25 protein-coding genes are annotated in these 24150 nt (G+C 63.5%); 6 read left to right on the top strand and 19 right to left on the bottom strand.

The features are described 5' to 3' along the window. Nucleotide 1 precedes the first annotated feature (1 nt). From MAFF_RS29540 to MAFF_RS29485, 12 genes are all read right to left on the bottom strand, one after another. Nucleotides 2-1021 carry an ROK family protein gene (locus tag MAFF_RS29540; protein ID WP_010914690.1) on the bottom strand — a complete coding sequence of 340 codons (1020 nt, stop codon included), beginning with the start codon at nt 1019-1021 and terminating at the stop codon, nt 2-4. Then, on the bottom strand, nt 1018-1740 hold the full coding sequence (locus tag MAFF_RS29535) for a ribulose-phosphate 3-epimerase (RefSeq protein ID WP_010914689.1): 723 nt from the start codon (nt 1738-1740) through the stop codon (nt 1018-1020). Before MAFF_RS29535 ends, MAFF_RS29540 begins: the two co-directional genes overlap by 4 nt. Then, nucleotides 1737-2570, bottom strand: a complete 834-nt coding sequence (locus MAFF_RS29530) for an alpha/beta fold hydrolase (protein ID WP_010914688.1) — start codon at nt 2568-2570, stop codon at nt 1737-1739. The genes MAFF_RS29535 and MAFF_RS29530 overlap by 4 nt, the downstream gene beginning before the upstream one ends. Continuing rightward, entirely contained in the window at nt 2570-3388 is an 819-nt protein-coding gene (locus MAFF_RS29525) for a sugar phosphate isomerase/epimerase family protein (RefSeq protein ID WP_010914687.1), read from the bottom strand. Before MAFF_RS29525 ends, MAFF_RS29530 begins: the two co-directional genes overlap by 1 nt. After that, the gene (locus tag MAFF_RS29520) at nt 3388-4464 is read right to left on the bottom strand and encodes a Gfo/Idh/MocA family protein (RefSeq protein ID WP_010914686.1); all 1077 of its coding nucleotides are present in this window, start codon (nt 4462-4464) and stop codon (nt 3388-3390) included. Before MAFF_RS29520 ends, MAFF_RS29525 begins: the two co-directional genes overlap by 1 nt. A gap of 12 nt (nt 4465-4476) precedes the next feature. Further along, entirely contained in the window at nt 4477-5298 is an 822-nt protein-coding gene (locus MAFF_RS29515) for a sugar phosphate isomerase/epimerase family protein (RefSeq protein ID WP_010914685.1), read from the bottom strand. 63 nt (nt 5299-5361) lie between these two features. Continuing rightward, the gene (locus MAFF_RS29510) at nt 5362-6204 is read right to left on the bottom strand and encodes a carbohydrate ABC transporter permease (RefSeq protein ID WP_010914684.1); all 843 of its coding nucleotides are present in this window, start codon (nt 6202-6204) and stop codon (nt 5362-5364) included. Nucleotides 6205-6209: 5 nt separating this feature from the next. Beyond that, nucleotides 6210-7106: a carbohydrate ABC transporter permease gene (locus MAFF_RS29505; protein WP_010914683.1), complete on the bottom strand. Its 897-nt coding sequence runs from the start codon at nt 7104-7106 to the stop codon at nt 6210-6212. Between the two features lie 134 nt (nt 7107-7240). After that, entirely contained in the window at nt 7241-8488 is a 1248-nt protein-coding gene (locus tag MAFF_RS29500) for an ABC transporter substrate-binding protein (protein WP_010914682.1), read from the bottom strand. A gap of 122 nt (nt 8489-8610) precedes the next feature. Next, nucleotides 8611-9756 (bottom strand): ABC transporter ATP-binding protein, encoded by a 1146-nt coding sequence (locus MAFF_RS29495; RefSeq protein ID WP_010914681.1) that lies wholly within the window; start codon nt 9754-9756, stop codon nt 8611-8613. A gap of 89 nt (nt 9757-9845) precedes the next feature. Then, nucleotides 9846-10796, bottom strand: a complete 951-nt coding sequence (locus tag MAFF_RS29490; protein ID WP_010914680.1) for a PfkB family carbohydrate kinase — start codon at nt 10794-10796, stop codon at nt 9846-9848. A gap of 3 nt (nt 10797-10799) precedes the next feature. Beyond that, nucleotides 10800-11600, bottom strand: a complete 801-nt coding sequence (locus MAFF_RS29485) for a class I fructose-bisphosphate aldolase (RefSeq protein ID WP_010914679.1) — start codon at nt 11598-11600, stop codon at nt 10800-10802. A gap of 162 nt (nt 11601-11762) precedes the next feature. On the opposite strand from MAFF_RS29485, the gene MAFF_RS29480 reads away from it, so the two are divergent. The 3 genes from MAFF_RS29480 (at nt 11763) to MAFF_RS29470 (ending at nt 14911) form a co-directional block, all read left to right on the top strand. Beyond that, entirely contained in the window at nt 11763-12524 is a 762-nt protein-coding gene (locus MAFF_RS29480) for a DeoR/GlpR family DNA-binding transcription regulator (RefSeq protein WP_010914678.1), read from the top strand. Nucleotides 12525-12788: 264 nt separating this feature from the next. Next, nucleotides 12789-13937 carry a Gfo/Idh/MocA family protein gene (locus MAFF_RS29475; protein ID WP_010914677.1) on the top strand — a complete coding sequence of 383 codons (1149 nt, stop codon included), beginning with the start codon at nt 12789-12791 and terminating at the stop codon, nt 13935-13937. 23 nt (nt 13938-13960) lie between these two features. Then, nucleotides 13961-14911: an alpha/beta hydrolase gene (locus MAFF_RS29470; RefSeq protein WP_080512123.1), complete on the top strand. Its 951-nt coding sequence runs from the start codon at nt 13961-13963 to the stop codon at nt 14909-14911. On the opposite strand, the gene MAFF_RS29465 is transcribed toward MAFF_RS29470, so the two are convergent. Continuing rightward, nucleotides 14899-15933, bottom strand: coding sequence for a LacI family DNA-binding transcriptional regulator (locus tag MAFF_RS29465; protein WP_010914675.1), 1035 nt, complete (start codon nt 15931-15933; stop codon nt 14899-14901). The genes MAFF_RS29470 and MAFF_RS29465 overlap by 13 nt on opposite strands. A 260-nt stretch (nt 15934-16193) precedes the next feature. Here MAFF_RS29465 and MAFF_RS29460 point away from each other — a divergent pair, with 260 nt between their 5' ends. From MAFF_RS29460 to MAFF_RS29450, 3 genes are all read left to right on the top strand, one after another. Further along, nucleotides 16194-17147, top strand: coding sequence for a tagatose kinase (locus MAFF_RS29460; RefSeq protein WP_010914674.1), 954 nt, complete (start codon nt 16194-16196; stop codon nt 17145-17147). Next, nucleotides 17144-18427 carry a D-tagatose-bisphosphate aldolase, class II, non-catalytic subunit gene (locus tag MAFF_RS29455; protein ID WP_010914673.1) on the top strand — a complete coding sequence of 428 codons (1284 nt, stop codon included), beginning with the start codon at nt 17144-17146 and terminating at the stop codon, nt 18425-18427. Before MAFF_RS29460 ends, MAFF_RS29455 begins: the two co-directional genes overlap by 4 nt. 65 nt (nt 18428-18492) lie before the next feature. Beyond that, nucleotides 18493-19242, top strand: coding sequence for a carbohydrate ABC transporter permease (locus MAFF_RS29450; RefSeq protein ID WP_244420649.1), 750 nt, complete (start codon nt 18493-18495; stop codon nt 19240-19242). 5 nt (nt 19243-19247) lie between these two features. Here MAFF_RS29450 and pobA read toward each other — a convergent pair whose 3' ends face one another. From pobA to pcaD, 6 genes are read right to left on the bottom strand one after another with little or no spacing between them, the layout of a single operon-like run. After that, nucleotides 19248-20420, bottom strand: coding sequence for a 4-hydroxybenzoate 3-monooxygenase (gene pobA / locus MAFF_RS29445; protein WP_010914671.1), 1173 nt, complete (start codon nt 20418-20420; stop codon nt 19248-19250). Further along, on the bottom strand, nt 20420-21472 hold the full coding sequence (locus MAFF_RS29440) for a 3-carboxy-cis,cis-muconate cycloisomerase (protein ID WP_010914670.1): 1053 nt from the start codon (nt 21470-21472) through the stop codon (nt 20420-20422). Before MAFF_RS29440 ends, pobA begins: the two co-directional genes overlap by 1 nt. Nucleotides 21473-21491: 19 nt before the next feature. Then, complete coding sequence (gene pcaG / locus MAFF_RS29435) at nt 21492-22106, bottom strand: protocatechuate 3,4-dioxygenase subunit alpha (RefSeq protein ID WP_010914669.1); 615 nt, start codon at nt 22104-22106, stop codon at nt 21492-21494. Next, nucleotides 22106-22861, bottom strand: coding sequence for a protocatechuate 3,4-dioxygenase subunit beta (gene pcaH, locus MAFF_RS29430; protein ID WP_010914668.1), 756 nt, complete (start codon nt 22859-22861; stop codon nt 22106-22108). The genes pcaG and pcaH overlap by 1 nt, the downstream gene beginning before the upstream one ends. Next, nucleotides 22851-23258 (bottom strand): 4-carboxymuconolactone decarboxylase, encoded by a 408-nt coding sequence (pcaC, locus tag MAFF_RS29425; protein ID WP_010914667.1) that lies wholly within the window; start codon nt 23256-23258, stop codon nt 22851-22853. The genes pcaH and pcaC overlap by 11 nt, the downstream gene beginning before the upstream one ends. After that, entirely contained in the window at nt 23251-24060 is an 810-nt protein-coding gene (gene pcaD / locus MAFF_RS29420) for a 3-oxoadipate enol-lactonase (protein ID WP_032933155.1), read from the bottom strand. Before pcaD ends, pcaC begins: the two co-directional genes overlap by 8 nt. Nucleotides 24061-24150: the final 90 nt, after the last annotated feature.

Genomic DNA, 24150 nt, shown 5'->3' with positions numbered 1-24150 from the left:
CTCAGCCGTTGAAGTCCCTCCTCGCTTCAGGAAACGTGCTTGGACCGACAGGCATACGGGCTGCCAGGCTGCCATCGTCGAACAGGACAAGGCTGGCGGCGCCGACCAGCCCGGCGTGGCGGCCGAGCTGGGCCTGAACCACCGGCACGTCGCGATAGGCGCGCATGGCGCGTTGCCGGATGGTCGCCTCGATGACCGGATGCATCAGGTCGAGCCCATTGGCGATGCCGCCGCCGACGACCAGCACGTCGGGCGAATAGAGGTGCAGCAAATTGGTGAAACCGACGCCAAGCCATCGTGCTTCTTCCTCGAGCAGGGCCAAAGCGAGGTCGTCCTGCAGCCGCGCCGCCTCGACCACGTGGCGGCCGGTGACCTCGGCATTTGCCGAGAGGCGGCGCAACGTCGAGCCGTCAAAGGCCGATGTCGCGGCGTTGGCGCGACGGCCAAGTGCGGTGCCCGAGGCGATGGCCTCGAAGCAGCCGACGACGCCGCACACGCAGCGCTCGCCCTCGTTGGTGATGGTCATATGGCCGATCTCGGCGGCCAGCCCACGGCGGCCATGCAGGATGCGCCCGTCGGCAACGACACCGCCGCCGATGCCGGTGGAAACCGTGACGAAGACCAGCGAGCGGGCGCCGTGGCCGGCACCGAAGCGCCATTCGCCGAGGGCGGCCGCATTGGCATCGTTCTCCAGCCGCACCGGCAGGCCGAGGCGGCGCTCGAGGATGTCGGCCAGCGGTACATCCTGCCAGCCGGCGAGTGTCGGCGGTCCGACGGCGATGCCGGCCAGCGGGTCGAGCGGCCCCGGCGCGCCGACGCCGACGCCGACAATGGCGAGGCCCGGCGCCTCGGCATGCACGGTCGCGGCCAGCGCCTCGATCTGGCCGATCACCACGTCGGGCCCGGCCTGTGCCTGCGTCGGCACGGCGGCGAAGGCCAGGATCTTGCCGTCACGGTCGACCAGCGCGGCACGAAGCTCGGTGCCGCCAAGATCGATCGCGAGGGCGGCTTCGATGCTCATGCCGCGACCTTCAGCCCATGCAGCCAGCCGATGCGGCCGGCGAGATCCTTGTCGCCGAAGGCGAGCGAACCGAGAACGACGGTCTCCGCACCGGCGGCACGCAGCAAGGGCACGGTCTCGTGGCGGATGCCGCCGTCGGCGGCAAGCGCCACTTCTGCCTCACGGCCGGCTCCTCGCAAGATGGCACGGGCAGCGCCCAGCCTGTCGCATGCCTTGTCCGACAGGCTCTGGCCCTTCACGCCGATCGCGGTTCCCAGCAGGGTGACGAAGGCGACCTCGGAGACGAAAGGCTTCACTGCCTCGACCGGCGTCTCAAGCCTCAACACGACGCCCGCTTCGGCGCCGAGTTCGCGCGCCAGCCGCACGGCGCGCAATCCAGCCTCGCCGTTCTCGGCATGGACGCTGATCATGTCGGCGCCGGCCTCGATGAACTGGCGCGTCTGCGCCTCGACAATTGCGGCATCGACCATCAAATGGACATGGATGGGTTTGGCCGTCAGTCCGGCGATGCGGGCGACGAGATCGGGGAAGAACAGGAAGGACGGGGCGAAGTGGCCGTCCGCCACATCGATGTGATGCAGATCGACATGGGGTTCGATGCGCCTGAGGTCGCTCTCGAAATTGGCGAGATTGGCCGACCAAAGCGAGAATTCGGCGATCAAGCGATCGCGCGGCAATGCGGCTATTGCCGCCGGGCCTGACAGGGGCTTTGAAGTCATGATTGGTCCTGATTGTTGAAGTGTCTGTCGAGAAAGCCGCCGATAGCGGCGCGGATTTCGGCGAAGTGGCGATCCTTGTCGGCCGCTTTCGGCGTCACCTCGACGAAGGCGGCATTGGGGATGGTCTCGGCGAGTTCGCGGGCGGTCGCCAGGGGATGGACGAGATCGATGCCACTGCCGATGACCAGCGAGGGAATTGCGAGGCGAGCGGCCGCCGCCTGCGTCACGCCAGGACCATCATTGGCGATCGCCTGCATTACTTCGGCAAAGACATCAGCGTTTTCGCGCTGGAAGAAGCCGAGTAGCGAGGCGAGATTGTCCGGCGCTTCCGCGCAAAAGCGGGCCGATGTCGCGGAGGACTCGAAGGCATTGCGGGCCTCCGCCAGCGGAAGCCGGCGAATGAGTTCCGCCACCTCCGTGTAGGGGCGCATGTTCTGCGGTGCCGCATCGAAGGCCCAGGCAGGACGCACCAGCACCAGGCCAAGCACGCGGTCCGGATGGCGGGCGGCAAGCCGCAGCGCGATGGCCGCGCCCATCGAAATGCCGCCGGCAACGAAACGGTCGAGGCCGGCCGCATCAGCGGCGGCCAGCACATCGTCGGCCAACATGGCGATCGAGAACGGACGCTTGCTGCCGGCGCTGGAGCCGCCCTGCGCGCGGCATTCGACGGTGAGACGGCGGTATGATGGTTGGTCAGGAAAGTTCTGCGCCACCTGGGCGGCGTCGCCGCCGAGACCATGCTGAAAGACGACGGATAGCCTGCCCTTCCCCGTGTCGAAGACACGGAGCGCGGCATCGTCGCGTAGCATGATCGTCGGCGCGGCGCTCATCAGAGCAACCCCCGCAGGAAGGCGGCGACTTCAGGGGCCTCATCAGCGGACAGCCCGTGCGTGACGAGCGCGCCGCCAAAACCCACGGCCTTCAGCCGCGCGACGAAATCCGGGAAGTCGACGATGCCTTGTCCAGCCGTGGCGAAGCGGGCATCACCATGCCGGTCCTTGGCATGCGCCATGGCGATGTGGCCGGCAGCCTCGCCGACCGCGGCGGCGACGATGGCGCGCGCTTCGCCCGGCGTGGCGTACTCGAACAGATTGGCCGGATCGAGCACGATCTTCAGTCGCTTCGAACGCATGTCGGCGATCAGGCGTGTCGCGTCCCCGGCTGAGGTGACGATGTTGGCTTGCTCGGGCTCGATGCCGAGATCGATGCCAGCATCCTCGGCCAGCGCCAGGGCCTTGCCCATTTCAGTAGCCATGTCACACCAGGCGGAAGGCGTGGCATTTTCGGGATGATAGGCCCATTGATCCGCGATATTGCGCGATCCGGTGCAGAGCGTGACCAGCGGGATGCCGAGGGAGGCCGCCGTCTTGATGACGACGCCAAGGCGGCGAAGACCATCGTCGCGCACCGCCCTGTCGGGATGCGCCATGTTGTAGGTGCCCGAGAGGGCTGCAAGCGAGACGCCTGATGATTGCGCGGCAGCACGGATGGATGCGATGGCATCCGCCGGGAACGCATCCGGCATTGACGGCAGGCCGGCGCAGGCGAGATTGAACTGCGTCGTCTCGTATCCCGCCTGCTTCACCGCAGCCAGCACGGCGGCCGGGTCGGTGCCGGGAAAAGTCTTGGCGAAGATGCCGAGACGCATCAGACCGCACCCGAAACCGAGGCGAGTTCAACCCGCTCGCCTGTCTCGACGGAGCGGGCAATGGCGACCATGGCACGGATCGAGGCGATGCCGTCCTCGACATTGGCGCCGCGCATCGGCGCGCCGTTCAGCACGGTGTCGGCAAGACCCTCAAGCTGGCGGCGGAAGAAATGGCCATCGGCGCCGAGCGGCTTGCGCGAGGTCGCATCCTTTTCATGGAAGATATCTACTTCACTGGCGCGGAAGTACCAGGGGTTGAAGGTTTTGGCGATGACGGAACCATTCTCGCCATAGAGCTGGAAGCCTTCGTGCCAATCCATGCGCACGGCGACGGTGAGGTCGAGATGGCCGAGCGCACCGCTGGCGAATTCGGTTTCGACGAACCAGCAATAGGCGCCGAAGCGTTCATTGAGACGGGCGCGCACGGCAGTGATTTCGCCGCACAGGAAGCGGGCGGTGTCGACCAGATGCGAGCCATGCGCCAGCATGAAATATTGCCTGAGGTCCGCCTTCGGATTGCCCGAAGGTTTCCTCGCCAGCTTGCTGGTGACCGGCAGCGGCTGCACGGCATCGGTGTTGGTGTAGCGATGGGTGGAATCGCAATACCAGGCCTTCAGCGCCAGCACCTCGCCCATCTCGTCACGGACGAAGTCGCGCGCGGCCTCCAGCGCCGGGTCGAAGCGCTTCATGTGGCCGACCTGCAGCACCTTGCCCGAACGCCTCACCGCCGCCGCCAGCGCCTCGCCTTCCTCAACCGAAGTGCCGATCGGCTTTTCACACAGCACGTGCTTTCCGGCGTCGAGCGCCTTGATCGACATCGGCACGTGATAGGCGTCCGAGGTGGCGACGATCACCGCCTCCAACTCAGGATCGGCGAGCATGGCGTCATAGTCGGCATACATTTTTCGCGGCTCGTAGGTGGCGCCCATGCGGGCGAGCAGGTCGGGAGCCGCATCGCAGATGGCGTAGAGATCGGCATTGCCGGCCTTCACGCAGGATTCCAGATGCGCGAACTGCGCGATCGGGCCGCAGCCGAGCACACCCACCCTGAGGCGTCTGTCTTGTTTCTTGATCATCGTCTCGTTTCTTCAGGCGCCGTAGCTGCGCATCGTCTGGCGGTTGGTCTTGACCGCGCCGGCGGGATCGGCGGCAGCCGTTTCGGATTCCTCTTCCAGCACCAGCCAGCCATTGAAGCGGGGCGCGGTGCCGGCAATCTCGATAACTGCATGGGTATCGCAGACCCCCTTGCCCAGCATCGCCCAGGTGCCGTTGGCGTCGACGTCCTTCAGATGGATGTAGCGGATTCGGTCGCGATAGGTGCGCAGTGTGTCGGCCATGTCCTTGTGGCCGCGCAAAATATGGCCAGTATCCGGCACCCAGCCGATCAGATCGCGGTCGAGCAAGGCGAAGATCCTGTCGTAGTCGGCGCGGTCGAACAGCAGCGTGTTGTGGTGCGAACTCGGATGCACCGCCACCTGGACACCGGCCTTGCGGCCGAGTTCGCCGGCCCTGTTGTAGACCTCGGCGGCGATGGCGAACTTGCCTTCGCGCGGCCCGTCGGACACCACGGTTGCCGAACCCATGGACACCAGCGCGCCGGGAAAGGCGGCGGCGAAATCGATCCAGCGCTGTGCCGCCTCGAGGTCGGCGCCGATCTCCTCTTTCAGCGTAAAGCCGCTGTTCGAGCCGAAGGCAAAGGAGACCAGCGTCAGGCCGGACGACTTCAGCGCGGCGGCGAATTCCGACGGCCGGTCGGCGTAGCGGCCGATCATGGTGTCGGTGATCTCGATGCCGGAATAGCCGCCGTCGGCAATCGCCTTCAACAGATCGTCGGGGCCGCCGGCAAAACGGTCGCCGAGCATTTCCCAGGTAAAGGTCTGGCAGCCGACTTTAAGGTCCTTCACGTTCATGCTTTCAATCCTTGATACCGCTTATTACTTGATGCCACGCTGCGTCGCCGTGGGAATGACATCCTACTTGACCGAGCCTGCGGTCATCCCGGCGAGGAAGTACCGCTGGGCAACGAGGTAGATCAGCAAGAGCGGGAGCGAGCCGAGCACGCTCATCGCCATCATCTGGTTCCATTCGAAGGCGTGCTGCCCCATCAACAGCTGGATGCCGATCGGGACGGTGCGCATGGACGTTGACTTCGTCAGCGTCAGCGCAAAGAGAAATTCGTTCCAGCACAACAGGAAGGTGTAGACCGACGTCGCCACTATACCAGGCAGCGAAATCGGGACGATCACCCGCCAAAGCGCTGTCCAGCTGGTGCCGCCATCGACAGCCACGGCTTCATCGAGATCGCGGGGCAAGGTGTTCAGATATCCCGTCATCAGCAGGATCGCGTACGGCAACGTGAACACCAGGTAAGTCAGGATCAGTGCGACATAGGTATCGAAGATACCGTATGAGACGACAAGCCCGAAGAACGGGATCAAAAGTGTGATCGGCGGAATCGTCTGCGTGCTGATAATGAGTGTGTTCAGGCTGCCCTTGCCGCGGAAGTTGAAGCGGCTGAACCCGTAGGCCGCCAGCAAGGCGATCAGCACCGTCAGCACGGTTACCGTTCCCGCCACGAAATAGCTGTTGAAGAAGAAGCGCAGCTTTACCGGGTCGCCGAGGATGGCTGCATACGCTTCCAGCGTGAAGGCCTTTGGCAGGATGGTTGGCGGCAGGGCAAAGATTTCGGTATTCGATTTGAACGAACTGCTCAGCATCCAGTAGATCGGGAATGCCGCGAAGAAGAGTCCCGCTGCTAGCGCTACATGGAGCGCGACGGTGATCAGCCTGTCTTTCGACGTATGCCTTTTCCTCATGGTTACTACCGAGCCTTTTGATAGCGAATATAGAACAGCGTCAGGCCGAGAGAGATCAACAAGATGACCACAGCGCTCGCCGAGGCCTGTGACAGGTTGTAGCTCGAAAACGCCAGCTTGTAGGTGTAGGTGCTGAGGACCTCGGTCGAGTAAATCGGGCCACCGCCCGTCGTTATCCAGATTAACGGGAAGACCTGCATGGTCCAGATGAAGTCGAGCAGCGAGATACTGATGATGATCGGCATCAGCTGCGGGATGGTGATGAAGATCAGCTTCTGGTAGGCCTTCGCCCCGTCGATGTCGGCGGCCTCGTAGAAATCCTTGGGAATGCCCTGCAAACCCGCGAGCAGGCTGACCATGAAGAGCGGATAACCCGCCCAGATGTTGGCGAAGGTGACGGCGTGCAGCGCGGTCTCAGGCGAGGAAAACCATTCGATCTTGGAACCGATAATGCCGATTTGCATGAGAATGCTGTTCACGACGCCGTTCGGCTCGAGCAGCAGGCGCCAGATCACCGCGATGATCACCGCGGTGAACAGCCAGGGCAGTATGTAGAGCACGCGCAGAATATTGCGCAGCGTCGGATTGATGCGGTCGCTGTTCAGCATGAGCGCGAAGACCATGCCGATGGTCATGTGGAAAATGACACTCATGCAAGTGAAGTAGAGCGTGTGCCACAGCGATGCCCAGAACACCGGATCGTCGAAGATCGCCTGGTAGTGTTTCAGTCCGGCAAAGGTTGGGTCACGACGCAGCACCGCGCTGTTCTGGAACGAGTAGGCAATCACCGTCACCATCGGCAGCAGCATCAGAAGCCCGATTATGAGCAGCGAGGGCGACAGATAGAGGTAGGGTGCGACCGCTCGTTTCAGCTTGTGGTGGGAGCGCTTTTGCCGGGTCATGTGCCAACCTTGGGATACGCCTTCAAGAGAAGGTAAACTTCGGAAACTGAGCCATCTCAAATTGCCGATCCGTTGTTGCCGGGTGGCCCGAAGTCAGGCCACCCGGCAGAAGATAGCAAACCGGAACGGGTCGATCAGAATTTCGCCATCCAGCCCTTCTGAGCGGCGGTTGCGGCTTGCTCCGGAGACTGCTCCCCGGCGAGCATCTTCTGGGCCTGCACGTCGAACTGGGTCATCAGGTCTTCAGCCACCGGCAGGCCCGTGAACTCATTGGCGAGATAACCGGTCTTGAATATCTCAAAAGCCTTGGCGAAAGCCTTGTCCGAGGTCACGAAATCGGGCTTGGCGTTGACGTTGCCCGGGAAGGCGTTCGCAAGCGACACGAGCTTGGCGTTCACCTTTTCACTCATCAGATACTGGACGAGTTTCCAGGCCTCTTCTTGATGTTTCGAGGCGGCAGAGATGCCGATGCCCCAGGAGGCATAGGGAAGGCCGCGCTTGCCGGTATAGTTTTCCACGACCGGGACCGGGATGAGGTCGAAGTTCAGCTTGGGATTGCGCTTGCGGATGAGGTTCACATGGGCGAGCGAGTCGATCATCATCCCGACGCGGTCGTTGACGAATTCCTCGACCTTTTCCTGCTCGGTCTTGGTGGCGATGCCGGGCGAGATGGTGCCGGCGTCGTTGAGTGATTTGACGAAGGTGAGCATGTCCACCACCGGTTTGCCCTCAAGGGCTGGCTTGCCGTTCGCCATCATCGACTGACCCGAAGCCCAAACCCATGACATCATGTCGTTCTGGACGCCGGATGGCGTCTGCAGTGACAGGGGCAGCACCCAGCCATACTGGTTCTTGTCGGCATGGGTCATCTTCTTGGCGGCTTCGAGAAACTCCGCACGGGTCGACGGCAGCTTGGTCACGCCCGCCTGGGCGGCGAGGTCCAGATTGACGAAGACCGGATAGACGAAGGAAGCGACGGGAAACATCACCGCCTTGCCGTCCACCTTGATGATGTCCGCGACTTGGGCTTTATCGAACTTGCTCGCATCCATCATCGGGTTCATGTCAGCAAGCGCACCCTGCGCGTTCAGATTGTTCACCCAGGCGCCGTCGAGACCGACGACGTCGCTGAGCGTTCCGGTTGCAGCGCCAACCGAGATCTGGTCTCGGGTGGTCGCGTAGGGACCGCTGACCAGCGTCACCTTGATGCCGGGATTTGCGGCCTCGAAATCGTCCATGATTTTCCGCAAAGAGCCTGCGGGCAGTTCCGGCTCCCACCACTGGGTGAATTCCAGCGTGGTGTCCGCCATTGCCGCTGTTGCGCCAAGCAACCATGCTGCCGCGGCTATTTTCAGCATCGCGGGCTTTATCCGAAATGTCATTTTTTCTCCTCCTTCTTTGGGATCGACCGCACAATGCAGCCGATCGTCTGCTTCATTCAGAAGTCTTCTTACGCGTACTTCGCGGGCGCCTCGCCCTCGCCCGCGGGCTCTGCCACAATTCTTCAGATCGCCAGATGCGTCTCGGGATCGAAGAAATGGAGCTTGGTATCATCCAGGGCCAACCGGATGTCCGAACCGGAACGGACTGTGCTGTCCGGTTCGAATCTCGCCACCGCATTCGACGTCAGGCCGAAATCCTGCACCGCGTCGGGGTCGCCGGAGTCCACCCGGACCGCATCGATGTTGAGATGGACGATATGTTCCGACCCGAGTTCTTCGATCGAGGTCACCCTTGCCGGTATCGTCTGATACTTGCGGCCGGATTCGAGGCTGCTGTCATAGAGATCCTCCGGTCGTATCCCGAACACGACCTTGCGCCCCGCATACGACTTCAAACCCGGCCTGCGCACGAAGGCCGCATCCTGCAGCCGAATGGCAAAGGCCCCGGACATCAGTTCGCCGCCTGTCAGGGTCGCTTCGAAAAGGTTCATCGAGGGAGAGCCGATAAAGCCGGCAACGAAGGCGTTCACCGGTGATTCGTAGAGCCTCTTGGGCGTGTCGACCTGCTGCAGCACACCGCCCTTCAGCACGGCGACCCGGTCCCCCATCGTCATCGCTTCGGTCTGGTCGTGGGTCACGTATATGGTCGTTACACCGAGCTGCTTTTGCAGGCGGGTGATTTCGGCGCGCATTTGCACGCGCAGTTTCGCGTCCAGATTCGAAAGGGGTTCGTCCATGAGAAAGGCGGCCGGCTCGCGCACCATGGCGCGGCCCATGGCAACCCTTTGACGCTGTCCGCCGGAAAGGTTGGCGGGTTTGCTGTCCAGCAAGGACGTCAGTTGAAGGGTCTTGGCGATCTCGTCGACGCGCTTCTTGCGTTCGGCCTTCGGCTTACCTGCCAGCCGCATCGAAAAGGCGATGTTTTCGGACACGGTCATATGCGGGTAAAGCGCGTAGCTCTGGAAGACCATCGCGATGTCGCGGTCCTTGGGCGGCATGTCGACGACGTCGGTACCGCCGATCCGAAGACTACCGCTGGTGATGTCCTCCAATCCCGCGATCATCCGCAACGCGGTGGATTTTCCACAGCCCGACGGCCCGACGAGAATCAAAAACTCGCCGTCCTCGACCGACAGGTTCAATTGGTCGATTGCGCGAAAATTGTTCCCGTATGTCTTGCATATATTCTCAAGAACGACTTCTGCCATATTCCTCCCTCCACAAGTCTAAGCCACTGGTTTTTTGTTATTCTTCTTGGCCCTTTCGCCTGTGAAATGTTTCCTCGGATGGTTGCAGGCTATGTTCCGGTATCGAGTTGCGCATATTTCAGTTCGACCGCCGACGGCGCGTTCGCCGATGCCAGCAGTTCCGTTACCTGGTCTTCGGTCGGAAGCGCCTCGCGCCCGCCACGCCCCGTTATCGAAAGGGCCGCCGCCGCGGCAGCGAATGCCACCCGGCCTGCGGTGTCGGCGCCGCGCGTCAATGCATGTGCGTAGGCGCCGTGAAAGCAGTCACCGGCGCCGGTCGAGTCGACGACGGCAACCCGGTGCGGCGGAAGTTGCCAGAGCCGTGTCTCTTCACGCCCGCGATAATATACGCCCCTGCCGCCATCGGTCAGAACCACGGCGGACCGCGACGGCGACCACAAAGCTTCGAGCATCTCGGCGGGCAATCGGCAGCCCGTAGCGGTCCGCGCAAAACCAAGTGGAAGAATGAGGTGGTCGCAGAGCCCGATCAGCCTCTCCGTGGCTGGGCCACCGCTCCATTCGATATCGCCGAGGATCGCAAGGCCGAGATCGCGAGCCCGAGTCACGACATCCATCGACCGGATCGCGTAACTGTCGACGATCAGGACGGCCGCTCTGTTGAGGATGTCGTCTGAGAAATCCGGCGTGGTGCCCAGCATCGCGTCGTCGTCATATGCGATGAACCGCTCCCCGTCCGAGCCGACCGTGATACGTGAGCGCACCGGGCGCGCGTCGGCGTGGCGCGGCGCGAATGCGGTTTCAACACCGCTCTCAATGAGATCGCACAGCACCGGGTCGTCCGCGGCAGTGCCCAGCCATCCGACGAACCCGGCGCTTCCGCCGAGCCGCGCGACGGCGGCAAGGGCCGTCGCGACATTTCCCCCGAAAGCCCGGGCACTTTGCCGAACCCTCCCCTTGCCTGCCGACAACGGCTGATCGACATAGACGATGTCGTCGATCGCAATAGCGCCGAAGCCGAGGATCGAGGGGACGGCGGGCATCGCTCAGGCCCCCGCTTTCGCCAGGGCGTCTTGCGCCGAAAGGCCGTCGTGGATGACGCCCCGAAAGGCAAGCGCTGCCTTCTGAGGATCGCCATGCCCCCAGAGATTACGGCCCACCACGGCGCCGCGCGCGCCGGCACGGATGGCGTCCGCCGTCTGCTGAAGGGCGCCAAGCAGCGTGTCGGTCTTCGGACCACCGGCGATCACAACCGGCACCGGGCAGGTCCGAACGGTCTCTCGGAACGACTCGAAATCGCCCGTGTAACCGATCTTGATCACATCGACGCCGGACTCGTAGCCGATGCGCGCCGCATAGGCGATCTCGTCGGGGGTGAAGACGATTTTTGCTCCGTCGGTAAAATCGCGAGGGTAGATATGCGCCACCACCGGCATGCCGTAGCGGGCCGCGGCATTCACCGAATCGGTCAGCCAGCGAATGTATTTGCCCTCGGTCGCGCCGCGCACCGGAATGGCCACCGCCAACGCATCGGCGCCAGCGCGCACCGCATCCTCGGGCGTTGCAATCAGTTCGCTGATGCGATCGTCCGGGGTGAAGCAGCCGGCCTGGATCACCAGGGAAGCCTTGCCCGCATATTGCGGCCACAGATGGCGCGCGGTGCCAGGCTGGATGCTGACATAGTCGGGTTTGCCGGCCATGACGCGTGCAAGCGCGCCCGGCAGGTCGGCAAGACCGCCTTTGCGCACGTCGCCATAGCCGACAAAGTGGTCGACCGCGCCGCCAAACAGATTTCCCGATGGATGTGAGAAGAGGCGCGCCAGGCGCACCTTGGTTCCGAGGCTCATGAGTCCAAAACTCTCCAATCGATTGACTTCAAAATCCTGGACATAGTGTTTTCGAAAGAAAGGTTAAATGCAATCTTTCGAAACCTTTCGAATTCGCATATTTTTGGTAGAGTGACCCGAGGCCAGGGCGATCGCCTGGCGCATGGAGGCAAGGACAGGGCAATGTTGTCAGAGCAGAGACGCCAATCGATCCTGGGTGAAGTGCAACGAAGCGGACAGGTTCGCATCAAGGACCTGTCAGACAATTTTGGCGTGTCGGAAGTCACGGTGCGATCCGACCTCGAGATACTGGACCGCAAGGGACTGCTGACCAAGACGCGTGGAGGGGCGGTGACCCGGACCACGGATTCGACCACGGCCGCTTTCGCCCGGCGGATGCAAACGAACCTCGATGCAAAGAAACGCATCGCCCGGGCAGCGGTGGAACTGTTCGAGGACAACCAATCGGTCATCTTCGACGGCGGCTCGACATTGATGCAGGTTGCCATGCTGTTACCGCCGCTCAGCAATGTCGTGGTAGCGGCCACGGCGATGAATATCGTTCAGCATCTGATGCATCGGCCCGGGCTCGACGTTCACATGATCGGCGGCCGGGTCTATCCGGACACGGTGAGCACGCTGATCACCGATGCCGACACGGCTCTCGGCGGCTTGGTAGCGCATCAGGTCTTTGTTGGAGCGCATGCGATTGACTCGTCACTGGATGTGGTCGACGTGAACGAAGACATGGCGCGAACGAAACGAAACCTCGTGCGCATGGCCCGCCGCGTTGTCCTTCTTGCGGATTCGAGCAAATGGGGCGTCAGCGGGACCTCCAAGGCATTTTCGCTGTCGAGCGTCGATGTTGTGATCACCGACGATGGCCTATCCGGCCCGATACGCAGCCAACTCGATAGGACCGGGGCCAAGGTGATCTATGCCTGACCCTGTCGCGGTTCCTGGCCGCGACGGAAATATCCAATGCGCGCATGACCCACGGGATTCGCATCGGCGGTCGGCCGTTGATGTCTGTCATTTTCTCCTCCCAGGGCTGGTAGCCTCCCGATATTGCGCCAGCATTGTCGCATGGTCTATAAAAATTTTACGCGCGTCAAGATTTAAAATGTTGTATAGCGCTCTTCCACCACGATCCGTTGCCGGCGCGGCGGATCAAGCAGAGCATGACCCTATTGGGAGGACCGATCAGAAATGCAGGCAAAATCAGAGGCGAAGCTCGCAATTGGCGTCATCGGGTGTGGCAACATCTCAATGACCTACCTGCGCAATGCAGCCCTCTTCGGTGGTATCGAACTGCGCGCCTGCGCCGATATCTCCGCCGACATGGCGGCGTTGCGGGCGAAGGAATATGGCATCCAGGCGCTTGGCGTCGATGCGCTGCTTTCCGACCCCGAGATCGATCTCGTCCTCAACCTGACCATTCCGGCGGCGCATTTCGATATTTCGTTGTCAGCCCTTTCGGCCGGAAAACACGTCTTCACCGAAAAGCCGCTGGCAACGTCGGCCGGCGACGGGCGACGGCTGGTGGCGGAGGCGGCCAAGCGCGGCGTGCTGCTCGGCTCGGCGCCCGACACGTTCCTCGGCGCCGCCGGGCGCCGGGCGCGCCGCCTGATGGATGAGGGCGCCATCGGCCGCCCGGTCACCGGCACGGCCTTCATGATGGGCCGTGGCATGGAGCACTGGCACCCCAACCCGCAATTCTACTACCAGCCAGGCGGCGGCCCGGTGTTCGACATGGGTCCCTATTACCTGACTATGCTGGTCAATCTGCTCGGCCCGGTCGCGCGCGTCATGGCGATGGCGACACGCGGCCAGGAGGAACGTCTGATCACTGCCGAAGGGCCGTTCAAGAACACGACATTCAAGGTCGGCACGCCGACCAATGTGCTGTCCCTGCTCGAATTCCGCTCTGGCGCCACCGTTACTTTCGGCGCCTCATGGGACGTCTTCAAGCATTCCAACCATCCGATCGAATTGCATGGCACGGAGGGCTCGCTGCGCCTGCCCGATCCCGACACGTTCGGCGGCACTGTCTCGCTGTCCGAACGCGGCGCGGACTGGAAGGATTTCGCCGGCGAAGGCGAGCTCTACGGCGCCCGCAACTGGCCCTACGCCGCACCTGACCGCGCCAACTACCGCATGCTCGGCGTCGCCGATCTGGTGCGCTCGCTGAAGACAGGTGCCGTGCCCCGCGCCTCCGGCAATCTGGCGCTGCATGTGCTGGAAATCATGGAGGCGATTCTGCATTCCGGCGAAACCAAAAGTGCCGTCGCCATTGCCGGCGATGTCGTCCAGCCGGCGCTGTTGACCGAGGACGAGGCAAACAGTTTACTCGCCTAAGTGCGGCCATGATGGAGATGGCGATGACGCTCGACCCTGATGCCTTGCGCGCCCTTGTAATCGGCCGGGTGGCCGGCGGTGAGCCGTTCGAAAAGGGGAGCGTTGCGGCGGCGAGAGCCGCCTACAACGCCTCTTTCCCGACACAACAGGGCGAACATGAACCCGTCGCCGCGAGCCAAGAACGCCAGACCGATGGGCCGAACGGCCCGGTCAAAATCCGCGTCCATCGCGGCATCGGCGCGCCGCGGGCCGGGGCGCGCGCCGTGCTCTATCTGCATGGCGGCGGCTGGGTCATCGGCAATCTCTCCTCGCATGACGAGATCTGCCGATGGCTGGCCAATCTGAGCAACGCCGTCGTGGTCTACCCCGATTATCGACTGGCGCCGGAGCATAAATTTCCCGCCGGGCTCGAGGATTGCACGGCAGCGCTCCGCTTCATGGCTGAGAATGCCGGCGAACTGGGCATCGACCCCGCCCGCATCAGCGTCGCCGGCGACAGCGCCGGCGGCAACCTTGCCGCCGTCCTCGCATTGCTCGCCCGTGACAGGCTGGTACCCCGGCTTGCCGCGCAGGTCCTGATCTATCCCAACACCGATGCCCGCCAGACGGCGGACAGCTATCGGCGTTTCGGCGACGGCTTCGGGCTCACCGCCGCCACCATGGCCTGGTTCCGCGACCACTATGTGCGGACGCCGAACGACATCACGGACTGGCGCGTCTCGCCGCTGCTGGCATCAAGTCTTGCTGGCGCGGCACCTGCATTCGTCGTGATCGCCGGCCATGATATTCTTGCCGACGAAGGCACGGCCTATGCCGAGCGTCTGCGGGTCGCAGGCGTGCCGCTGGTCCTGCGGCCCTGGCCGGGTCAAATCCACGGCTTCGTCTCGATGGGCCGCCATATACTGGCGGCGCGGCAAGCGGTGAGCGAGGCAGCGGCCTGGCTGCAATTGCAGACGCGTGTTCAGGCAGACTGACGCATCACCAGCGTCGCGCCGAGCTTGACGTTGCGCACCAGACCCTGGCCGGGTGGATCGGCCTCATCCAGCAAGGCCAGCAGGATCTCGACGCTGCGGCCGGCCATGGCGGCGAAATCCTGCGCCATGGTGGTCAGCGCCGGACAGGTGTAGCGGCTCAGCGGATGATCATCGTGGGCAGCGACCCGGAAATCGCAATCGGCCCGGCGGCCGATCTTCAGCCCACGCGAAAAGGCCGCCGCCATAACGCCGAAGGCGAGACGGTCATTGGCACACAGCAGCGTGCGCGCCGGCAGGCCGCCCGTCTCGAGCGTCCTGTCCATCCATTCATGGCCGATGCGCTCGAAATCCCAGCTGTAGTCGCCCGCCGCCTTGAGCACGACGGGTTCCAGACCGGTAGCCCGCATCGTGTCGATATAGCTCTGCAGGCGCTCGCCGGAATTGTGGTTGACGTGCGGAATGTCGACGTAGACCGGCGGCTCGCCGGACCGGCAGAGATAGTCGACGATGGTCGACGTGCTCTGGTGATTGTCGTTGCCGACGAAAGGCGTGTCGCCTTCGATATAGGTGTCGAAATAGACGATCGGAATGTCCTCGCTCATTCGCTCGAAGACGCCGGGTTCGGAGACCAACCCCAGCGGAGCGACGATGGCGCCGGCGACCTTCAGCGACATCAACGTCCTGACCGATTCCGCCTCCAGTTTCGGCGACCCGTGCGAGGAGATGACGATCGGCCAGAAACCTTCGTCGCGGCAGCGCAGTTCGATGCGGCTGACCATTTCGGCATAGAACGGATCGGTGAGCGCCGGCACGACGATGCCGACATTGCGGGTGCGCTTGCGGTTGAGATTGCGCGCGAAAACGTTCGGCTGATAGTCCGAGGATCGCAGCGCCGCCTCGATGCGCGCCCGCGTCGCCGGCTTAACACTGGCCGGATCATCGAAATACTTCGACAGGGTCGGTCGCGATACGCCTGACGCCCTGGCGAAATCATCCATCGTGCGGTGGGTCTTCTCCGCCATCGATATGTCCAGCCCCTTGCTCGCGCCCGTCAACCTTCCGGGTCGGGCCAGAATCAGTCTTGCGGCCGTTGCCGCGAGGCAGCATTGCTTGACCGAATTTGTTCAGTCAAATTTTTGCGTTTCCAGTACAACGCAAAAGAGTTGCGCGCGTCAAATTATTTATTGACGCTCCAAAAGCTGCGACTTAGGTTTTGAACCCGCACGGACATGACGAAAGGCGCTCGGCAACCGACCGCCAATCATCCGGCAATGGTGAGGACATGAAGAAACTGGTTTGTGCCGGCGAGATCCTGGTCGAGATCATGGCCGAGCGGATCGGCCAGAGTTTCCTTGCCCCCGGCCCGCTGGTCGGCCCTTTTCCATCAGGCGCGCCGGCGATCTTCATCGACCAGGCGGCACGGCTCGGCCAGCCGGCTGGCCTGATCGCGGCCGTCGGTGACGATGATTTCGGCCATTTGAACATCGAGCGCCTGCGCGCCGACGGGGCCGACATCTCGGCCATCAAGGTTCACCGGGGTGCCGCCACGGGCACAGCTTTCGTGACCTATGAGACCGATGGCAGCCGGCATTTCGTCTACAACATCAAACACAGTGCCGCCGGCCTGATCGAGATCGGCGCCGAAGCGCGCGCGCTGCTCGCCGGGGCCGACCATTTTCACGTCATGGGCACTTCGCTGTTCTCGCCAGAGGTGATCGAGGTCGCGCGCAAAGGGATCGAGACGGTCAAGGCGCGCGGCGGCACGGTGTCCTTTGATCCCAACATCCGCAAGGAGATGCTCGATCTTCCAGGCCTGCGCGACGCACTGCATTTCGTGCTGTCGAAGACCGACGTTTTCCTGCCGAGCGGGCCGGAACTGTTCATCTTCGCCAGGGCGACCGACGAGGAGAGCGCGGTGCGCGAAATGCTGGACCGCGGCATCTCCGCCGTGGTCATCAAGAAAGGCGCGCAGGGCGCTGTTCATTACGACAAGACCGGACGCACCGCGTCACCTGGCTTCGTCGTCGAGGAAATCGATCCGACCGGCGCCGGCGACTGCTTTGCGGCGGCCTTCGTCTCCTTCTGGCTGCGCGGGGCAGCACCCGAAAAGGCGCTGCGCATCGCCAATGGCTGCGGCGCGCTGGCGGTGACCAGGAAGGGACCGATGGAGGGCATCGCCTCGCTTGCCGCGGTCGAGGCCTACGTCGCGACCGCCAGAACCGGAGCGCCGGCATGAGCCAGGCGACGGACAGGCTGGCGGCCATCGCGACGCGTCGTGCGGCCGGCGAACGCTGCGGCATCGCCTCGATCTGCTCGGCCCATCCGCTGGTCATCGAAGCGGCGCTGCGCCATGGCAAGGCGCGCGATGCCGACGTGCTGATCGAGGCCACCTGCAACCAGGTGAACCATGAAGGCGGCTACACCGGCATGACACCAGGGGATTTCCGCGGCTTCGTCGAGACGATCGCCGGCAAGATCGGCTTTTCCCTCGACAGGCTGATGCTCGGCGGCGACCATCTCGGCCCCAATCCGTGGAAGCATCTGCCGGCGCCCGAGGCCATGGCCAAGGCTTCGCGCATGGTCGACGCCTATGCCGAGGCCGGCTTCACCAAGATTCATCTCGACGCCAGCATGGGTTGCGCCGGCGAAGGCGCCGCGCCGCCCGATGCGACGATCGCCGCGCGCGCCGCCGAACTGGCCGAGGTGGCGGAGGCCGCCGCCGAACGAATGGGCGGCACAAAGCCTGTCTATGTCATCGGCACCGAAGTGCCGGTGCCGGGCGGCGCCCTGGAAGCGATGGACCATCTGGCGGTGACGACGCCCGAGGCGCCACGAGAGACGGTTCGCATCCACCGCGATGCCTTCAGCCAGCGAGGCCTCGACCAGGCCTTTTCGCGGGCGCTCGGTGTCGTCGTGCAGCCGGGTGTCGAATTTGGCAATGCCGAGGTGATCACCTATAAACCGGAACGCGCCCGTGCATTGGCCGGCACGTTGCGGGATCTGCCGCAATTCGTCTTCGAGGCGCATTCGACCGATTACCAGCCGGCCTCGGCTTTGAGTGCGCTGGTCGATGACGGCTTCGCCATACTCAAGGTCGGGCCGTGGCTGACCTTCGCGCTGCGTGAAGCGCTCTATGGCCTGAGCCACATCGCCGACATTCTGGCTCCCGATCCGGCGCGCGAAAGCCTGCCGGCGGCGATGGAGCGCGTGATGCTGGCAGCACCGGGCAATTGGAAGAACTACTATCACGGCTCGGAGACCGAACAGCGCATCGAACGCCATTTCTCCTACAGCGACCGCATCCGCTACTACTGGCCGGCGCCTGCAGCCCGGCAGGCCACCGACGCGCTGATGCAGGCGCTCGGCGACCGCGACATCCCCCTGCCCCTCATCAGCCAGTATCTCGGCCGCCTGAACGGTGCGGTGGCGAACGGTTCGGTTGCGCCAAAAGCCGGGGAGTTGTTGATCGCCAGCGTGACAGAGGTTCTCGACATCTTCGCCAGCGCAACCGGCTGATCGGCCGGGCTTCATTATCAGACCGGCGCCCAGTCGCCGTCGCCTCGGCCTTCCCGCTGGTGTGGATGGTGCTGTCGAGCCTGAAAACCCCGGCCGAGAGCATGCAGGTGCCGCCGGTGTGGATACCGCACACACCGAGCCTCGACGCCTATGAAAAAGTTTCCGGCGTGGTCAATGTCGGCCGCTCGATGTGGAATTCCCTGGTCATCGCCTCAATCACCACCGCCGGCATCCTGATCACCAGCATGATGGCCGGCTATGCCTTCGCCAAATACCACTTCCCCGCCAAATCGCTGCTGTTTTCGCTGCTGATCGCCACCATGTTCCTGCCGCCGATCGTGACGCTGATCCCGCTTTATCGCCTCGTCGGTTCGACCGGCCTCAATGCCAGCCTGGCCGGCATCATCGTGCCCAATCTCGCCAATGCCTTCGGCATCTTCCTGATGCGCCAGTTCATTGCAGGCGTGCCCGACGATTTGATCGACGCCGCGCGCATGGACGGCGCCTCCGAACTCTTGATCCTGTTCAAGATCGTGGCGCCAAGCGTCGCACCGGCCATCGCGGCGCTGGCGCTGTTCGCTTTCGTCTACCATTGGAACAGCTATCTCTGGCCGCTGACCGTGCTGCAAGGCAATGCCGAGGCCTATCCGATCGTCATCAGCCTCAGCCGCCTGCTCAGCTACAACAGGGGCGCGGTCAACACCGGGCTGGTGATGGCCGGCGCGACGCTGGCCGTACTGCCGCCGCTCATTCTGTTCGTCCTGCTGCAGCGCTTCTTCGTCGATTCCATCGTCGGCTCGGCCGTCAAAGGATAGCTGCTTCAGTACGGCAGGCCGACATAGTTCTCGGCGAGCGCGGTCGATGCCGCCTGCGAGTGCACGAGATAGTCGAGTTCGGCTTCCTGGATGCGCTGGCCGAAGTCGCCTGTGTCGGGAAAGCGATGCAGCATGGTCGTCATCCACCAGGAAAAGCGCACCGCTTTCCACACCCGCGCCAGCGCCTTCTGCGAATAGGCTTCAATGCCAGCTTGGGACTTTCCAACGTAGAACTCGCGCAAACCGGTAAAGAGATAGCGTACATCGCTGGCGGCGAGGTTTAGGCCCTTGGCGCCGGTCGGCGGCACGATATGGGCGGCATCGCCGACCAGGAACAGCCGGCCGAAACGCATCGGCTCGGCAACGAAGGAGCGCAACGGCGCGATCGACTTTTCGAAGGACGGCCCAGTGGTGACGCTCGCCGCCGTCCGTTCCGGCAAGCGGCGGCGCAACTCGTCCCAGAAGCGGTCGTCGGACCAGGCTTCGACATGGTCGTCCTGCGGACACTGCACATAGTAGCGGCTGCGATGCGTCGAGCGCATCGAGCACAATGCAAAGCCCCGCTCGTGATTGGCATAGACCAGTTCGTGATCGGCTGGCGGCACTTCGGCCAGCACGCCGAGCCAGCCGAACGGATACTGCCGCTCGAAGGTTTTCAGCGCAGCACTCGGCACCGATTTGCGGCTGACGCCGTGATAGCCATCGCAGCCGGCGATGAAGTCGCAATCGACGCGATGGCTGATGCCGTCCTTGGCGTAGGTGACGAAAGGCGCGGCGCCGTCGAAATCATGCAATGCGACATCAGCGGCCTCATAGATAGTGACGAGGCCTGCCGCCTCGCGCTTGTCCATCAGATCATGCGTCACCTCGGTCTGGCCATAGACGGTGACATGCTTGCCGCCGGTGAGCGCCGCGAGATCGATGCGGTGCAGGCGCCCGTCGAAAGCCAGCGAAATGCCGGTATGCGACATGCCTTCCGCATGCAGCCTTGCGGCAACACCAGCCTCTTCCAGCAACTCGACCGTGCCCTGTTCGAGCACCCCTGCCCGCACGCGGCCAAGCACATGCTCGCGGCTCGATCGTTCCAGAATGATGGTCTCGACGCCGATGCCGGCCAGAAGCTGGCCAAGCAGCAGGCCGGAGGGTCCGGAGCCGATAATGGCGACCTGGGTGCGCATCAGTGACCGAGGCCTTCGATCTGTCCGGCCAGTTCGGCGGCAAGGCGCAGCGACGCGGCAGTGGCGACGGCCATCTGCGGCAGCAGCAGCCATTCCAGCGTCCAGGCTGCGCCCGAGCGCTCCTGTTCATGCAGCAGCGCCTGATGCATGCCGGAAAGCTGCGTGGCGTTGAAACGGGCCAGCGCCACCAGCGCCTCGGCCTTCACCGGGTTCTGCTTGTGCGGCATGGCCGACGAGCCGCCACCTCCGGAAAGCATGATGTCGGTTCCGCCCTGCGCCATCAGCGCGATGTCCTGACCGAATTTGCCGAGGCTGCCGGTCAGCAGCGCCAGCCAGCCGGCGAAGTCGGCGAGCGCGTCGCGCTGGCTCTGCCATTGCGGCGCATCGGCAAGACCAAGTTTTGCGGCAAGCGCGGCGCGCACCGCCGGCCCCTTGTCGCCGAGCTTTTCCAACGTACCGGCAGCGCCGCCGAATTGCACCACCAGCAGACGTCCGGACTGGTCCGACAGACTTTTCTGTTGCCGCTGCAACGGCGCACGCCATGCCGTGATGCGATCCGTCACCTGGATAGGGATCGCCGGCTGCATGCGGGTCATGCCGGCCAGTGCCCTGCCGCCAAAGCGCTCCTCAAGCGAGGTGAGGCGCAAAACGGTTTCGGTCAGCAGCAGGCCGAGGTGCTCGACGATCGCTTTCAGCCGTAGCACCAGGCTCGTGTCGATGACATCCTGGCTGGTCGCTCCGAAATGCACCTTGTCGCCATGCGGTTCGCCGACCATCGCCCTGATCTGGCGCACCAGTTCCGGCACCATGACGCCGTCCTTGGCGACGGCGGTTCGCAGCAGGGCGGTGTCCGGCCGGAACGGGTTGAGCGCCGCGACGATCGCTGCTGCCGCGTCTCTGGTGATAATGCCGTTCTCAGCCTCCGCTTCCGCCAGCGCGCCCTCGAACGCCAACGCCGCCTCGATTTCCGCCTCGACGGAAAAATGCCGCGATGCTTCCTCGTCACCGAGGAGCGCGGAGAGCAGCGGATGGTCGAAGGGCGATACGGTCATGTCCTGTTCGTCCTGACCATCAGCTGTCGAAGAAGACCGTTTCCTTCTCCCCCTGGAGATGGACGTCGAACGCGTAAATGTCGCCCTGGCGCTCGGCGATCAGCGTCGGCACGCGAACGCGGTGCTCGATGCGCGCCAGGATGGGATCTTCGGCATTGGCCTTTTCCTCATCGGAAAAATAGAGCCGCGTGTGGAGGCCGACATTGATGCCGCGCGCGACGATCCACAGCGTGATGTGCGGCGCCATCAGCCTTCCATCCCGGAACGGCACACGGCCGGGCTTGATCGTCTCGAATGCACAGACGCCGGTTTCCATGTCGGTCGGGCAACGGCCCCAGCCGAAGAAGTTCGGATCGGCGGCACCGCGTAATTCGGCCGGCGAATTGTAGAGCCCGTCGGCGTCCGCCTGCCAGATCTCGATCAGCGCGTCCGTGAGCGGCGTGCCGGTGCCGTCGAGCACCCGGATTTTGAGACCGATGCGCTCGCCTTTGGTCTTGTCGTTGACCATGGTTGAGCCGAGGTCGGTCGCATAGACGCCGCCGGTGCCGCAGAAATTCGGCGTCAGCCCGATATGGACGTATGGTCCCGCGGTCTGCGAGGGGCTCTCCTTCAGCCGGTCGAGCAACTGGGCCATCAATTGCCCTCCAGCCGGTTTTCGAACAGCGACGAGCGGCGGCCGCGCAGCACGATATCGAACTTGTAGGCGAGCGCATCCATCGGAATGGTCGCCTGCGTGTCGAGGATGGCCGTGAGTGCCTCGATTGCCGCTTTGTCGGCGATGCCGCGCACGATCGGGCATTTCCAGATCAGCGGATCGCCTTCGAAATACATCTGCGTGATCAGCCGCTGCGCGAAGCCATGGCCGAAAACCGAGAAATGGATGTGCGCCGGGCGCCAGTCATTGGGACCATTCGGCCAGGGATAGGGACCGGGCTTGACGGTGCGGAAGGCATAGCCGCCATCCTCGCCTGTGATGGTGCGGCCGCAGCCACCGAAATTCGGGTCGAGCGGCGCCAGATAGCCGTCCTTTTTGTGGCGGTAGCGGCCCCCGGCATTGGCCTGCCAGAATTCGATGAGCACGCCGGGAACGCCAACGCCACGCTCGTCGAGCACGCGGCCATGGACGATAATGCGCTCGCCGATGGCGCTCTCGCCAGGCCTGGCGAAATTGTGGATCAGGTCGGCATCAAGTTCACCGAGCATGGCGTGGCCGAAGACCGGTCCGGCTATTTCCGACAGCGAGTTGTCGAAGGACAAAAGCGCCTTTTGCGGCGAGCGCAGCACCGAACTCTTATAGCCCGGCGTCAGCGCCGGAGGATGCCATGTCCGGTCGCGCTGGAAGAAGGCGCCGGTCTCGGGTCTCCGGTTCGAGCCGGACTCAGAGGGCATTGTCGGCTCCGTCCATTTCCGAAAACACGTCCTTGGCTATTCTGAAGGCACGGTTGGCGGCCGGCACGCCGGCATAGATGGCGACATGCAAGAACGCCTCGCAGATATCGTCGCGCGTCGCACCGGTGTTGGCGGTGGCGCGCACATGCAGGGCGACCTCCTCATCATGGCCGAGTGCGGCCAGCAGCGCCAGCGTGACGATCGAACGCTCCCGCTTGCTGAGGCCCGGCCGGGCCCACACGGTCCCCCAGGCGGCCTCGGTGATCAGCGCTTGAAACGGCTGGTCGAAATCGGTGGCGGCGACCTCGGCCCGATCGACATGCCGGTCGCCGAGCACCGCGCGCCGCACGGCGAGGCCAGTGCGATATCTGGCTGCGTTGCCGGGGACTTCATCCATGGTTTTCTGCTCCAGGGGCAAGCGATGCGACAAAATCGCGGATCAGCGCGGTGAGCGCTTCAGGCTGTTCAACGCAAGGAATATGTCCAGCGTCGCGGATGATCTCGAAACGCGAGCCGGCGATCAGAGCGGCCAGCGAGCGGACGAGAGCGGGAGGCGTCGAGCCGTCCTGGTCACCGACAATGCAGAGCGTCGGCACCGCGATGCGGCGTGCTGCGTCAGTAAAATCGGCGTTGCGGATGGCAGTGCAAGTCCCAACGTAACCGGCGACAGCCTGCCGGGTCATCATGTTCCAATAGCCGTCCAGTTCGGCCACCCGCGCGGTGTGGAAGGCGGGAGTGAACCACACTTTGAGCACGCCATCGGCAATGGCCTGGATGCCCTTGCGCTCGACGACCGCGATGCGGGTGTTCCAGCTCTCATTGGTACCGATCTTGTGGGCCGTGTCGCACAGGATCATGGCCTCGACGATCTCCGGCCGCCTGGCATAGAGCCCTTGCGCGATCATGCCGCCGACCGACAGGCCGCACAGCACGATCTTCTCCCAGCCGAAATGATCGATGAGCCCCGAGAGATCGTCGACATGATCGTCGATCGAGCTGATGTCGCCGATGTCGGACAGCCCGTGGCCGCGCTTGTCATAGACCAGCAAGGACATTTCGCCATCAAGTGCGGCGACAACATCGTCCCAGATGCGGAAGTCGGTGCCCAGCGAATTGATGAATATGATCGCGCGCGCGTTGCCGGTCGCCTTGAGGTGGCGATGGTGCAGCGTGATGCCGCCGATGGTGACGAATGACACGATTTCGATCCTCCATCTCCACATTGCACAAGGCATTTGGTTCGGTAAAATGATATTTTGCGCCATTTCATTAACTCGGGGGTTATCAAA

Origin of the sequence: Mesorhizobium japonicum MAFF 303099, from assembly GCF_000009625.1 — a bacterium.
GTDB classification, from domain to species: Bacteria; Pseudomonadota; Alphaproteobacteria; order Rhizobiales; family Rhizobiaceae; genus Mesorhizobium; species Mesorhizobium japonicum.
The sequence above is the reverse complement of the archived record's forward strand: the minus strand, read 5'-3'. Positions and strand labels throughout refer to the sequence as shown.